Origin of the sequence: Sulfuracidifex metallicus DSM 6482 = JCM 9184 (assembly GCA_032834875.1) — an archaeon.
GTDB lineage: Archaea > Thermoproteota > Thermoprotei_A > Sulfolobales > Sulfolobaceae > Sulfuracidifex > Sulfuracidifex metallicus.
The window spans coordinates 1751881-1766466 of the sequence record CP135238.1; the positions used below are offsets into that span (position 1 = coordinate 1751881).

Genomic DNA, 14586 nt, shown 5'->3' on the forward strand with positions numbered 1-14586 from the left:
GTGTAAGAGCAAGGAGCGTCTCACATGCTATTCATTTATCTCAATTGTTTCTCTACTTCAGCTAGGCACTCCTGCTCTCCATTATAGTTCATGAGAATTTCCCCTTTCTCCTTCCAAATGTAAGTGACGTTTTCCTCTAAGCCTCCATGTGCTAGTAGGTTCCTCTTATCTACTAAGCAAGGCTTGGTAACTACATCTCCTCTTATTTTTGCATAGAGCGTTGGCTGATCTGGGATGTTATTTCCATATTTATCCTGTATCTGATCAACTTCATTCAAAATCATGTATTTCACCGCATCTGATACAGAGTAATTATTAGCTAGATTTCTTATTTCGCTAATCTTGATGTGTTCATCATTTTCATGAGTTATGCGACTTGCACCCTTCATCAGGGAGTGCAGGTAGCTTACTTCTATTGGCATAGTGTCTTCGTACACCACTCCTCCTTGCTCAAAAACTAATTTTATGCTATAATTATTAAAGTCTAGTTTTTCAAATAAGTTTTCTAATTTTTTTAAACACTCATTGATCTCCTTAGCTTTTAGCATTATGTAGGGGAAAACTCCTCCAGACAAGGAGTTAACCAAACTATAGATTAAATCCGGTCTACATAAGTACGTAGTTCTATTCTTTTCTTTGTTCTTCTGCTTCACTTTCAAAATCTCATTCGTTATCACGTTCCTACTGTCGTTCGATAGGAAAAACGACAACAGGGAAATTAATGCCTGTCTTACAGTAATTTTTTCAGAGTAAATATTATCTATTGTATAAGGTCCTTTGTTGCCTCTTATTACCGGCTCGGAGTTATATATTTTCAGAGCGACGTCTTTTACACTTTCTACAATGTAAGTGTAAGTAGCAAGCATGATAGCATCGGTAGCCAATAAAGGCATGTAATTTATTCCGTGAGTTATGTCGATGTATATTTCATCGGGTTTACTCTGTTCAAGGATCTTTAAGGAGTTGAAATACACGAAGTCGAAGTACAATGTGTTTCTCCTATCCCTTTGGATGAACTTAGTGCCGTAGATATTGGGAGCTATCAGCAAGTCGAAATTACTTCCTATTTTATTTGAGACTTTTTGCTTTACTGAGTCTATACAGCACTTTAGATCGTTGCATCCTTCGCATAAGCTCAATCCTGCGTAAACTATCACCTTGTCTATTCCTAAGTGATCAGAAATTGCTCTGAAACACGCATTCGTTTCGTATTCTTTATTATCAATCTTGTAAGTTACGTCTTGATAATTCGACGGGTCACCTATTGGAGCAAAAAGGATCTTCATAAAAAGAATATCGAAATTCCTCCCCTAAATAATTTTGTGTTGCTACTATTTCATGTATCAGTAAATTTTAGTTAAATTTAATTATTAAAAACTCTAAATAATAAACATAAGTCTCCATAATAGAAATTAAGAAATGTAAGGCGTATAGGAATAAATGAACTTTTTGATTGAAGCTAAATTATGTTTAGAAAAGACGGAAGGTTTCTGCATAGCCTATTTTCCTCTTTACTTGAGTAAAAATACACTTTTCTATTACAGTATCGCAAGACTAAACTTAGGTAAATTCTAGAATATAAATTATCACGACTAGAATGATACACTATATATGTATACAACAAAATTAATAGAGAAAGATCAGAGTTCGTATGAAAATTCTTCAATAATTAGATAGTCATATATATATAAATAAATAAAAAATATTTTTTTAAAACCATTAGGGTTAAAGACCGTCTGCTTCTTGAAGATTTCACAATGATGGTAGCTTAAACGGTTCTATTATCCTTATTCCCAATCCAAGAAATTCTTCAACGTTCATCGCTTTCCCCCATATATTCACTACCTTTCTTCTATACGTCACTTTCTTCACGTTTCCCTTGGAAGCTATCTCTTCTATTGGTACTGGATTATACACTATCCCCTTGAGGTAGTCTGCCTTTGTTTCAACCGCGAAGAATCGAGGATCGTTAGGAATCTCAGTTACGTTTCCATAAACATTCATCAAAACGAAACGTTTTGAAGACGTTTGAAGCAACCTCAATAACGAAGAGTATAAGCTAGTCTCATCCTCACATCTCCACCATGATATAGATTTCCCGCGGTAAACCTTAATGCATGGACTTCCATCTCCGTCAGCGTTGGAGATGTAAATCAAATTCAAGATCACCCAGTTTTCCTGCTCTTAAGGGAGTAAAACTGGATCGCGGTTCTAGCCCTCACGATGGATCTTATTACTTCATCTTCGGTCACGGAGTTTACTGGATAAGGAATAAGACCTAATATTTTACTAGCTTTCGTAAAGGTGTCTGGGTTCCTTGCATTCATGTAGGCATACGATACAAGAGAGCGTGCTTTCCAGATCTCAAGGCTTGAAAGCCGATCTCTGGAGGTTCCATTACCTCCTTTTTCATCGGGATTTTTATTATCGAGTACAGACTCGAAGATCTCAGTTCCAAGTTGATGCAGTCTATAAAGGTATCCGCTTGATATCTCTGCCTCCTTTATTAACATGTCCGCGTTGTCTAGAGCCTTCATGACGTCTTCCCATGAATATATCCTTACTCCCCTTCCCGATATGTCATCCAAGTACGGTTCAAGTACGTTACCAGCGACGTAACCTCCCTTCTTACCCAGCTCCTTCTTCTCCCTTTTGGCTATGTCTTCGAACTCTCTGCTTTCATAATATGCCCTATACAAAGGATAGGATGGCTTGAACATTGTAAAACCTCCTGACACGGTAATGCATCCTAATATCCTCTCAACCCCTTCAGCTAGCCTTGCCAGAATCTTCAAGGTATCTTCCCATCTCCCGTACACGACTAGATCGTCTCCTCCGGAGTAAAGTAGAACTACGTCTATCGGGTTTTCTCCAGAAATCTCTTCTATTCTCTTCACCATATAGAAGGTGAACACGAAGTTCATAAGGACTGATAAAGTCATGAACCTGCTCGGATATCTAGATAACGCCTTTACCAACGTACCTATTTCGTCTCCATCTATAGAACCCATACCTATGAAGTCTCCCATATCGTCTAAGGTTTTGAACTTTATTCCGGTTTGTTTTGTCTCATCCCTATCAACGGGGTGAAAAGTGTTGACTATCATGTAACCGAAGGTCAAGTTCCTCTTATCACTAACGTTGAAAACGAAGTTGAGTGGATCATTAATCTTGAATACTTTTACTCTATTTTTCTCTCTTCTTAAAGTAGAGATCAGTGACTCTACAACGGGAGTAACATCTATATCTCTAGTTTCGGGGGAATGAATTAAATAAAAGGATATTCCCAGAGGAGCTATCCTGATTTTCCCTATCCTAATCCTTTCGTCTTTTTTACCTTTCTCAGAGTAATAAGCAAATTCTTCGTCTTCTCCTTCCCTACCTTTTTTGATTGATTCGTTTTTTCCTCCTTTCCAATCCTTTTCGATTACCTCTATGACTGCTTTAAGGTTTCTTGCTGAATGACCCACGATGAGTGATATCAGGTTCATTATGCTAAGTTTATCTCCAACCTCAAATTCCCCCGGAGCTAGGGCGTTGAGCCATGAAATGTTTTCGTTGTCCACTTCGATCCATTTGCTTGTCACTTCTCCGAATCTGTCCTGTGAAGATCTCTCTAAAATTGACGGAAGGACAATGAGTCTCTGTTTCTTGAAGACCTGATCTAAAGCCTCCTCGAAGTTACTTTTCCCCTCCTCTTTATCTTGCCTTTCATCTTGCCTCATTTCATTGTTAGAGTTCTCATCTTCCTCCACGTAGAACTTGAGCTTCGATATCTCCTTCTCATTTGAAAGTGCAGTGGTGAACTGAAGCTCGAATTCGCTCCACTCAGAGATTTCTTGAAGGAGATGCTCCACCTCTTTCTTTTTCTCCTCAGGTCTACCAGGCACCATAAAGATCAGCCTTCCTGGCTCGAAGGAGATGTTATTTACCTCAGATAGTTGAAGGATATCAGCTACTCTGTCAACCATTGCTTGTTGAAGGAGCTGAAGGAAGAAGCTTCTTCCCCTAAGCCTCTTTGATGCCTCAGATTCTCCTTTAACGTTGGTCACGAACCTCTGTATCCCTTTGGTGTCAACCAGGAACAAGGAGTATTTACCAGTACGGGTGGCGGGGTATACCGATGATGCAAGTCTGCTGTGGCCGTAGATTGAGGTGTTTGGCTCTGCCATGTAGACAGCCGCAGGTACTAAGGTGCCGACTGATCTCATTACGTATTCATACGTCTCTAAAAGGGATAGTGGATCCTCGATGGCAGAAATCTCCTCTGCAAGTCTCCTCAATTCCTTCACTATGTTCTTGTAGTTTATTCTTGACCTTGCTGATTCCTTATTGGTAAGGAAATACGTCCCGCTTGGTGCGCTCCAACTGAGGAAAGTAACCGGGTACCACCATTTTCCATCTTCTTCCCTATCCTTTGCAGGGTGGAGCAAAGGTGTCGTGGATACCTTTTCTGTACTCTCTCTCCTTATCCTTTCGCTGGCTGAAGCGTAGTCTGATTTTTTCCAACCTGAGCTCTTGAACAACTTCTCGTATTCCTCTCCCAAGTATCTCTTTATGAATCCGCATGAAAACCCATCGTGTTCGTGAAAACCTTTTCCTAGAACACACTCATCTTCTTTGTCTCCTGCCCTCTGGAGAAGCTTACCAACATCATGAAGGTAAGCTACTAGCATCATTTTATACAGATCTTCGTCCATCCTACTCCTACCCCGTTAACCAGTTTTAAAGTTCTATTATCCCATAAATGACGATAAATATTTGTCATAACCCTATCCCTGAAGGTAGAAGTGTTTTTGTCCAATTCCACAGTTTTAGCTATGTGTCCGGTGAACATTCCTACCTTCAAGGGGAAACAACTCTCGGTAGCTTTCAGACCTTCAAGGAATTCCTTATATTTATCCTTTTTACCTTGGTTGGCTTTCTTTTTCTCGTCTTCTATCAGGCGGACGCTGAAATCCTTCATGGAAGAGATTATCTCATTCCAAGTTATGTTAGATAACCTAGAATAAGGTCCGTTGTTCGGCCTTATCATGATTTTCGCATCGTATTTTAAAACACCTCTAACGAAAGTTATTGCGTAAACTTGCCTACGAAAAGATCCTACTGTTTCTATTATCTCAATTTTATTTAAATCTAAACCTATCTTCTCTCCTGACGGTTCTGATATCATCAAGTCCTTAAACTCATCGTAAGGAATACTCGAACTAAAGACTCTGTGTTTCATGAGCTGTTCCGCAGGTGAAGCAGTATTCTTTAAGAGTGCTCTGGCTTTTCTGAATTTACCTCTACTTAAAAGTGTATTTATATTAAATAGATCTGTATAGACGTCATTTATAACGTTTGGGTTTTTTCTAGTCCTAGTGTTCAGCACACAAGTTCTCAAGAGACCTTTCATGGAGGAGGCAGGGAATATCAAGTGGTTTAGCATCAAGATCTGTTGCGATTGTATCTGTTGCGATTGTAAACTAGATCTAACTATAACTGGTACTCCAAGTATCGTTCTGGCGAATTTCTCTTTAAAGAGATCATTGAAATCTCTCACGTCTCTGTCCATGAGGTGAGACTGATCTATCACCACTATCTTGTCGTTTTTCACGAAAAAGTCGATACCATTTTGAAGGGTTTCCCCGTTACCTACGAACACGGGGGTGATAGGCTCTAACCTAATTTCTCTTCTATCTAGGAAACTCATTTAGGTCTCTCCTGAGTTTTGTTCTGATCTGTGGTCTTACCGTTCTTATTTCCTATTTTCGTTTCAATTTGTCCAGACAAATTATCTAACTTGCTTATCATATCGTCTAATGGGTTTGAGTTATATGTAGCTAAGTCCTCGCTAGACATGGACCGCGGTGAGAAAAGGGAAAAGTTTAGGGAAGTGAACTTAACTCTTCCGTAACCTCTTGAGCCTGCAGCCCCCAAGTAAGTTTCCTCCAAGAGCTTCATCCCGTCTACAACAGTATTTAGAATCTCCTTGATTTTAGTTTTAGTTCTATCGAATATAAGAACTGAAATCTTTCCTTCAAATTCTACGTTTGGCTTCACTCTGTTTACGCTTCTTGGGTCTGCAGTTGAGGTAACTCTATCTATTCTGTTCTCGTTCTTGTTCTCCAGAAAGTCATCGAAAGTGATCACGGTTTTCTCGTCTAGTAAACCACATACGTAATCTTCTGACGGGAAAAGGTCCTCCACTAGCAAATTAGTAGGGGTTAACATATTTATCACGTTAATCCCTCTTTCGTTAGGATCGTTACTACCTGAAGGCGAACCTTGACTTGTATTCCTACTTTGATCCGGCTGCCTAACTAAATCATTAAATGAGAAGGAGCTAAATCCGAAGACTGTGTTAATGTTCTGAGTGGTAATAACGTTAATGAACTGGTCTACGGTAATTTTTTGATTAGGAGATGCCCATGAGGAAAGCGTTGGAGTATGTGCCCATATTTTCTTATCAGAGGAGTAAAGAGGTAATCCTCTTGCTGTCTCTATAAGCGATCTCATCCTCCCCTTTAATGAAGAACCTGGAATGTAAGGAACCCTTATCAAAGTAGACTTATTACCACATTGATATCTCTTCTCAATGCTCATTGTTTCTACATCAGCACCTCCAATTCTCCCCAGCGCTCTCCCGGCAGATATCAAAAGCCCTGTTTTATTCATTAATTTGACATTTATATTCAATATTGCCTCCAACCTTAATGGAGAAAGTTCTGATTTATTCGTAGTTGACATTTGTCATCACCTACTCTTTGCTAGGACGGCGATCGAATCTATAGCTATTCTGACCTTCTCGATGTTCTCTCTTATTTTTTCTTTAACTAACTTGTTTTGAGAGTATTGCTGGACCGATGTGATTAACTGATCTATTAATGACACTAATAGATTTTTAAGATTATCACTAATTAAATCTCTGTTTGATTGATATTCTACTATAACTCTAGCTTTAGCTAAAGACAGGTTCATGAAATCCATTAAGGTAGACGGTTGTCCAAGGAGTTGTAATGAACTATCAAGAACAGTGGCTAGTAATTCATGTACCTTTCTATAGGACGTTTCAGACTTGATCTGTTTCTGTATTTGATACCTTGGATCCATCACGTTTTCAACAATTTGCATTGCAGAGAGTCTATTTATATCTAGATTTAGGACAGGTATATCTTGATTATGTCTACCGCCATAGCTCATAAACAATAACCAAGTTAATAATTAAGATAGAACATTTAAATGTATCACTCAGTGAAGATATCAAGATAACCTATGCAGGTGACAATTTATATACAGATGTCTTGTATATATTGATCTACTTTTTTCATGAATTAGAAGAACTATAGACATGATATAGAAGTTACATTAAGTAGCCCTATAAGGAAAATTAATCAGTCATATCTCCTTATCATTCTATATAGTAGCTATAATTTATTCTAAGTAATTATCTATATTCAATATTTATAGATTCTATTATATTAGTATAATTTTTATTTTAGTTTTCTATAACCTAGTAGAAAATTAAGCTAACACGAATGCTTTAATACACCACCTGAGAAATCTAAAGCGTGAACGAGAACCCTAACGATAAAGAGTTTTAACCAAGCATGATGCAATAAGAGTTAGAGAGTCAAGATTAAAGTAAAGGACGTTGTTGATGAATCTCTAGGACGGATAGTACAAAGGATAGTATATTCGGTTGCACATGAGTTTTTAATCATTTCTCAATTGAGTTCTTTAGAAAAGTTTAGCCTAGCGTAATTGGATCTATTACAAGAACGTTATCCCTCGCGATCCACTTAACAACTCTTTCACTCTTCCTCAAAAGAGAGCCAACAGGTAAAAGACCCATTACCGGAAGAGGGACTGGATTAACGTCACCAGAAATTCCGTTCACTTTGTCCAATCTTTCTGCTATAAACTCTCCTGTAGTGAATCCCCTACCGGTTAGATATTTCCACTCTTGTGAAGGATCTCTCATTCTCAATCTGAAATTCTGAAATTCTTCTACTTTAATTATCTTAAACTTTCCGAAACCAATGCTTCTCTTACCTCCGAAACCCGTTTCAGATAGAAGGGCTAGAGCGCTCTCAACTCTCCTGTTCCAACCGCTAACCAGAATCCCCCCGTCTTCGAGGAAAAAGCTTGTGATGGAAAAAGGTACCGCAGAATTCATGGACCTATCTATAAATGCGTTGAATTGGGTAGTCTGAAAGGATCGGACGTGAACTCCGTCTGACGCGGATATCACACCACGAACCACTTGAACCTGATCCTTAACTCCCTCAATCCTGATGTCTTGATTTTCCTCGCACCTGATTGTGAGCGGGAGTTCAGCTGATTTTAACACCTCAAAGTCTATAAGTGACGCTCCTTTTATCACCTTTTCAATTCGTCTATCGTTACATATAACTGTCTTCATCGGAGACCTAAGGATCAGCCTTCCTTTGTTCATTGGAAAAAGCGAGGAAAATTTGACTTTAGCATCGTCTACTATCTCTGATATGTCATAGCCTAAAAGAGAGTAAGCCTTTATGAATGCTCTGTAGATAGTTATAGCATCAATATAGTTCTCTCCTTTACCTATTCTGAAGGGAGAGCTAAAATTGAGATGTACTAGTTTCATGGCTTGAGCCACGCTTTCTTGTCTCTGATTTCTCTCTAAGTTAGATTCCATGATTTAATAGAAAGCTATTTTCACTTTTAAACTAGTTGCAGTCCTCCTTGAATATCATTCTCAATAAACCTCTGTTTTTAGGAAAAAATATTTTTATTTATATATATGAAAGATATGCATACATACATTTAGTACAAAGTTATAGGAAAAAAGATTCTGTTATCGAGATAAAGCATAATTTTTCCTTATCATGATTGTACTGGGTCCTTCCATTACTCTACATATTCATTTTTAGCATTGCCAGTATGTCTCAAATACTTGTACCGTCTCACCCATTATTGTAATTATTTTTGAAGTAACACTTGTAGACGATAGGTTTGTAAATACATGTGAGGTAAATACATATGAGCTAGTTTTCTCTATATAATTATTTGAAGTAAACTAGAATAAAAATCTAATTTTTTATTAAAAGGGATGTATTTTAACACAAATAATAAAATATAGGACCTTCTTCGAAATATATGGAGCCACATGGCAAAAGACTAAGGTTTTCTCCTCTAAGCACATGGAACCCTTATGTAGACGACATGGATATGGACCCTCTCAGAATCGGGACCAACATGACCAGACTTAACAGAAATCTAGAAAGAGCGCCATGGTCATGGAAGACATCGTATGAGGACAGCAGGATAACGGAGTATAAAGTGTTGAAGGACGGGAAGAGAAAAGTGATAGCTTACTACATACCTTACTCGTTGAACGTGAAGGAGTGGGGAATTTACTTATTGAAAGACGAGATCTACCCTGACGTAAATTACCTTAACTCGCTGATCAAGAGGAAAGGAATTTCCGCAGGTATATCACCGGTATACCTCTCCCTCATTTTCCTTCACGAACTTACCCATCACGTGATAGAGGACTGGAGGGTATCATCTGGTTTGTTCAGCTACGTCCAAGACGACGAGAGGTTATGCGAATATACCGCTTTCACATTGACCCAAGCTCTGTTTTCTCGAGTACACTGGAGTACGAGTACGACGAGATCAAGGGGAGAGAAGAGTCAGGGCGTTCTTGGTTATCCGGTCCCAGGGATTTCACTTCAATTTCCCGGTTTGCCCAAGGAAATACACTTCAACTATTACGATCTAATTTCATTGTTAATAACGATTTACTATTATTGGGGCAGAGATATAGACAAGATATACAAGGTTCAAGTTCCTTCCTGGGTTGACGAAGAGAACTTCGTAAAGTTCCTTTCCCAGAACCTTAATGTGGGACTAGAGGAAATGTGGAGCGGAAGGCGAATATCATCTGTCTATAGAAGGGTAAACGTAGTATAAATTTATGTTATTCAGATATTTATTTTTCACTTAAATATAGAATTTTATTATATATTTTATGTAGATAAACAATTCTATACTTAGAAAGGAGTTTTGCGATAAGTAATAAATATCATCTTTGTATGACGTGGATAGATGCTTGATTAGTTGGTTAAACTCACTATCAAGAACGACTACTCTTTCAATCCCGCTATGGGTTCAACTTTTCTTCTTTACTATCCCTTCTTTTTCCAGTTTGTTAACTTTCAATCCCGTTATGGGTTCAATGAAGAAGCAAACAAGTATCAGTATTTTGCCTTTCAGGTCTTTCAATCCCGTTATGGGTTCAACCCGACCGAGGGATAGTGTGGTTCGATAAAGGAATAATAGACTTTCAATCCCGTTATGGGTTCAACAAAATTATAGGCAAGGAGCTGATCCCAAAGGCTTACACATCCTTTCAATCCCGTTATGGGTTCAACTTTTAGATGAACTGCACAATATGAGAGAAAGACAAAGAAGCTTTCAATCCCGTTATGGGTTCAACACACATATAGTATCCCATTGGATCAAGGCGATGACTTTCAATCCCGTTATGGGTTCAACAGGGATGTATGAGCATGCTTTTATGATGCCCATACCAATGTTACCCTTTCAATCCCGTTATGGGTTCAACATTTGTTGCAATTCAATTTACCTAGTAAGTTCCTAGCGAACTTTCAATCCCGTTATGGGTTCAACAGTAATGCTATACTATGACGATGCTAAAGGGGTTATCTTTCAATCCCGTTATGGGTTCAACATGAAGGACGAAAAATCGTCCTCCCCGGAGAGAAACTATGCCTTTCAATCCCGTTATGGGTTCAACATGTATGGTTCAGTATTTTTATCAAATGGATTAATTTTCTTTCAATCCCGTTATGGGTTCAACAAAGAAAGACGGGATCACTATCATCCCCGCCTCTGTCTCCTTTCAATCCCGTTATGGGTTCAACAGAGATATCGCTAAAAGATGGTACTGTCAAGAAGATAATCTTTCAATCCCGTTATGGGTTCAACATGACACTGATTATGTCTGACATTAAGAATGTCTTGACTTTCAATCCCGTTATGGGTTCAACGAACAACGATGGTTTACATGTTGTAGGTGTAATGTTCAACTTTCAATCCCGTTATGGGTTCAACAGAGGCATTTATTTACCTCTACTCTTTTTCCTCTCCTTTCTCCCCTATAAATTTTACGTCACCTCCCTAACCTCATCATGCGACCTTACTTCTCTTCCTTTTCTTTACCTTTCTCGGTCGCATGGTCTTTTACACTAACTGAAAGAAATCTCTCTATTTATAAACGTAAAACTACTCTAAAGATTTCGTTTTGGTCGCAAGGAGACTCGAACTTCATCGTTTATTATCTTCATGAAAGAATCGAATTAATAGCTACTTTTATCGTACAAGAGATTTAAACTGCACTTCAATAACTTTTTACTTTACAAGTTAAAATAAAAATAAAATTTTATATTTATTTTATTTTAAATATTCTTCTAGAAAAAGACTAAGAGAATGAGAATTATGAAAGCTATGAAAAGAGCACTAACTATCTTGATTTGGTCTCTCTCTTCATATAGAAGAAAAAATAAAGTACTTATAAAACAAGTAAAATAAGTAGAGCTTAACAAGTACTTCTCCTTCTTTTTTATCTATATTCTCATAAGACAACATCTTCCCCCCACCCTCTACATGAAAAATCTTCACGAGTTTTTTCCTTTTATCTTCAGGAAAAGCTTTTTTTTCTTCTCGAGACCCCTACCTATTAATGTTCTTCACCCTCTCCGACGTCATGCTTCTCTCTAGGAGGACACGGAACACTCCCCGCTCGGTTTCTGAGGAACTGAGAGGATGGAACTGGAACGAACCTCCCGTCTATCCTCCCTCAACCATGACCCTAGGAGTTTCTGACCTCACTAACGGGCTATGTTCCACTGGCAGGTTTACGTTCCTCAAGTACACGGGGAAGAAAGTTGAGATTAAACCCCTTCCTGGTACCTCAATTCACGAGGCATATGCAAAGGGGATTGAGACGGTGAAGAGACTCATCTACGAGGAAGACCTGAACGGAGCTAGACTTAGGACTCTCATGGAGGATGAGTTCTACTCCTTGAAGGTAGATGACTTAAACCTCGCGAAGGCTGTTTGGGACAGGATAGTTAACACTTACTCAGCTGAGTTGGACAAGGCCAAGGGAAGATCCCCTTACCTCTCCAGGGACTCTTTGGCGTCAATGGTGGTCCCTTTCTCGGTGGAGTTTCCCCTCGACGGTACTTTGGTTGGACTCCACGAAGCGGTGAGGGCTGACGCTTTCATTCCTCATGTACCCATAATAGCGGAAATGAAGACCGGTAAGCCCAGGAGGCAACACGAGTTAGCTTTGGCAGCCTACGCCTTAGCGTACGAGAGCATGTTTGAATATCCCATGGACTTCGGCTACCTTTGTTACGTCCAGATGAGGGACGGAAAACTCTTCGACTCATGTAGGCTAGTACAAGTTGGTGATTAGCTGAGGGACGAGTTCCTCCAGATGAGGGACAGGGTAATGCAGTCCATAGAGAATGGGGTAGAGCCTGAGAAGCCAAAGAGGTGCGACCAGGATTGTCCTTTCCTAAAGGTATGTAATCCGTGATGTACGCCCAGTTTCTTTGAAACCCTTTCCTTACTCTTCTTAGCTATGGGATTCGTAAGATTTATAATAACTCCCTCCCATTCAAGAGCCCTTGCGTCCATTGGAGGGAAGAACAGTGGTGGAGTGGTTTCTTTGAAACCCCCGGGCTCTGTTCTTCGTGAGTCGTCTCCGCCTTCCATGTGCTTTGTATGGTTTCTTAGAAAGCTCTTCCAAGGAATGGATAAAAAAAGAACATCCAACACTTTTACGCTTGTATGGTTTCTTAGAAAGCTCTTCTCTACGGCACTAATTATGATTCTCTCACCCCGTGTAAAGTATCACATTTTCTCTACTTTCGTTGTAGCCAAATAGGGGGCAAACAAATGCCTGATGGTGAGCGCGGGCAATCTCTATCCCCACCCATGACGGCGCTGACACGTGTTTATCCCATGGGAGATATATATCTAAAACCCCCCGGGGGCACATGGATACGGAAGAGAGAGGGGGGTTTCACTAAGTCTAGGTAAGAAGTCGGCTTGTCGTTATGCTTATCAAGAGAACTTTTAAGAAAAAAGTTGATAGATCTTTTCAAAAGATTCTAAAATATATAAGAATATTATCTTACTTGGTGATATCTCTACGGGAAGTGACTGTCTCACCTTTTGTATCTCAATGTAGAGAAAATAGAGTTCCAGAACGTGTGAACCGATCAGGTGAATTATTGGGTCGCTTTAACACGTCTTAATCCAAGTAAATTGTATTACAGCAAAATGTTAAAAAAGGGATGATGATATGACTTGTTGAGATTTTACTATTTTACCTACATGAACTGCACCTGATGTGATATTTTAACGTATCATGAAAACCAGATTTAGGATCAACTGTCCACCAATTAGCAGGGTTTCGATGAATTATCACGCTACTATATATCATGCAGTTAATGTTAGACTACCACTTAGGACGTGCATCTAGATGAACTGCCACAGGGGGGAGCGCGCAGTTAATTCCGTTACCTAGTTGAGATTAGGGATTCGATGTCACAGAAAAGGAGAGGTTTAGATCCAATTCCGCTCTTTCTTTTCTTTACATACAGTGTCAAGTCTAGACGCTGTGCCACAAAAGGATTTAGCCGAAAACTTTCTTTACCTTTACATACAGTGTCAAAGACGAGGAGGGTGAATAACCCTACTAACGTTACGATACATGTCTCAACGCACCAAGGAAAGATATCTTCTTTCAATCTGGTAGAATAAGATGTATTGACGTAATTTGAAAGATGAAGATCCACCTATTCCCAACATTTCAAATTCCCTCTTAAAAGCGTCTACTATGAAAGAGAGGACTATCCCATACCATGTCCTACAAGTCTCAGACTCAACGCCTTGCCTTAAACGTGAAAACTCATAATGACAGCATTTCAAGGCGCTTCAGTACATATATCTATATGGATTAAAAGAAGAGAGAGGGAAAAACTCTTTCTCTTTTCCTAGTCCTTTAAAAGAAGACTATAGTCCTTCCATTGGCTAAAAGGTTACATGGATCAACGTCCTCTCCTTTAGCTATCCTCATCATGACCTCGTTCATTCTGGCATAGGTGTCCTGATCTACCGCAGTACTCACCAGATGAGCTCCTGCCTCTCTCGCTGCCAATGCCGCAGCAGCGCTTATTGCTTTCCTTCCTCCTGTGAAGTCCAAGTAATCTCCAGGGGAGAGCAGGGATCTAACTCTCTCCCTAACTTCCTTGAAGTCCTGCGGGTTCATAACGTCATCAATGGACAGCTTGACCTCCCTAATGGGGATTGAAGACACACATTTCGAAAAGATTATGGAGAGGACGGAGAAAGACACATCGGTACCTTTGGTTCTAACCACTACGACTTCATCTATCTTGAGGGGATAGTTAGGAAAAGGAGCTAAGTAGTTTCCTTTCATCAGTGAAAGGTAAGTCTCTGCAACTCCTCCAGGGGTAGTACCCAATGTAGAAACCAAGTTCATGTCCACAGTATTAT

The 14586-nt window shown here is 39.3% G+C and carries 12 protein-coding genes and 1 CRISPR repeat array; of the genes, 2 read left to right on the top strand and 10 right to left on the bottom strand.

Translation table 11 applies throughout. The features are described 5' to 3' along the window. Positions 1-35: 35 nt before the first annotated feature. The 7 genes from csx1 to csm4 form a co-directional block, all read right to left on the bottom strand. The gene (gene csx1 / locus RQ359_RS09630) at positions 36-1286 is read right to left on the bottom strand and encodes a CRISPR-associated CARF protein Csx1 (RefSeq protein WP_156016655.1); all 1251 of its coding nucleotides are present in this window, start codon (positions 1284-1286) and stop codon (positions 36-38) included. Between the two features lie 466 nt (positions 1287-1752). After that, positions 1753-2163, bottom strand: coding sequence for a hypothetical protein (locus RQ359_RS09635; RefSeq protein WP_162308981.1), 411 nt, complete (start codon positions 2161-2163; stop codon positions 1753-1755). Positions 2164-2165: 2 nt separating this feature from the next. Further along, on the bottom strand, positions 2166-4700 hold the full coding sequence (locus RQ359_RS09640) for a Cas10/Cmr2 second palm domain-containing protein (RefSeq protein ID WP_054839133.1): 2535 nt from the start codon (positions 4698-4700) through the stop codon (positions 2166-2168). Continuing rightward, a complete protein-coding gene (locus RQ359_RS09645) occupies positions 4676-5695 on the bottom strand; it encodes an RAMP superfamily CRISPR-associated protein (RefSeq protein WP_054839134.1) in 1020 nt (339 codons plus the stop codon). The genes RQ359_RS09640 and RQ359_RS09645 overlap by 25 nt, the downstream gene beginning before the upstream one ends. Beyond that, complete coding sequence (locus RQ359_RS09650) at positions 5692-6732, bottom strand: RAMP superfamily CRISPR-associated protein (RefSeq protein ID WP_054839135.1); 1041 nt, start codon at positions 6730-6732, stop codon at positions 5692-5694. The genes RQ359_RS09645 and RQ359_RS09650 overlap by 4 nt, the downstream gene beginning before the upstream one ends. Before the next feature lie 6 nt (positions 6733-6738). After that, positions 6739-7185: a hypothetical protein gene (locus RQ359_RS09655; protein WP_054839136.1), complete on the bottom strand. Its 447-nt coding sequence runs from the start codon at positions 7183-7185 to the stop codon at positions 6739-6741. Positions 7186-7732: 547 nt separating this feature from the next. Then, positions 7733-8662, bottom strand: coding sequence for a type III-A CRISPR-associated RAMP protein Csm4 (gene csm4, locus RQ359_RS09660; protein ID WP_156016651.1), 930 nt, complete (start codon positions 8660-8662; stop codon positions 7733-7735). A gap of 461 nt (positions 8663-9123) precedes the next feature. Between csm4 and RQ359_RS09665 the strand changes: the two genes are divergently transcribed. Continuing rightward, a complete protein-coding gene (locus tag RQ359_RS09665; protein WP_054839139.1) occupies positions 9124-9942 on the top strand; it encodes a hypothetical protein in 819 nt (272 codons plus the stop codon). Between the two features lie 178 nt (positions 9943-10120). Next, positions 10121-11106: direct repeats of the CRISPR family, unit length 25 nt; unit sequence CTTTCAATCCCGTTATGGGTTCAAC. Positions 11107-11734: 628 nt separating this feature from the next. After that, positions 11735-12475 (top strand): type I-A CRISPR-associated protein Cas4/Csa1, encoded by a 741-nt coding sequence (cas4a, locus tag RQ359_RS09670; protein ID WP_457921190.1) that lies wholly within the window; start codon positions 11735-11737, stop codon positions 12473-12475. Here the strand turns inward: cas4a and RQ359_RS09675 are convergent. The 3 genes from RQ359_RS09675 to crn1 form a co-directional block, all read right to left on the bottom strand. Beyond that, positions 12472-12777: a hypothetical protein gene (locus RQ359_RS09675; RefSeq protein WP_439655351.1), complete on the bottom strand. Its 306-nt coding sequence runs from the start codon at positions 12775-12777 to the stop codon at positions 12472-12474. The two genes, cas4a and RQ359_RS09675, sit on opposite strands and share 4 nt — an antisense overlap. Positions 12778-13586: 809 nt before the next feature. After that, positions 13587-13865 carry a hypothetical protein gene (locus RQ359_RS09680; protein WP_156016649.1) on the bottom strand — a complete coding sequence of 93 codons (279 nt, stop codon included), beginning with the start codon at positions 13863-13865 and terminating at the stop codon, positions 13587-13589. 206 nt (positions 13866-14071) lie between these two features. Further along, on the bottom strand, positions 14072-14572 hold the full coding sequence (crn1, locus tag RQ359_RS09685; protein ID WP_156016647.1) for a CRISPR-associated ring nuclease Crn1: 501 nt from the start codon (positions 14570-14572) through the stop codon (positions 14072-14074). Positions 14573-14586: the final 14 nt, after the last annotated feature.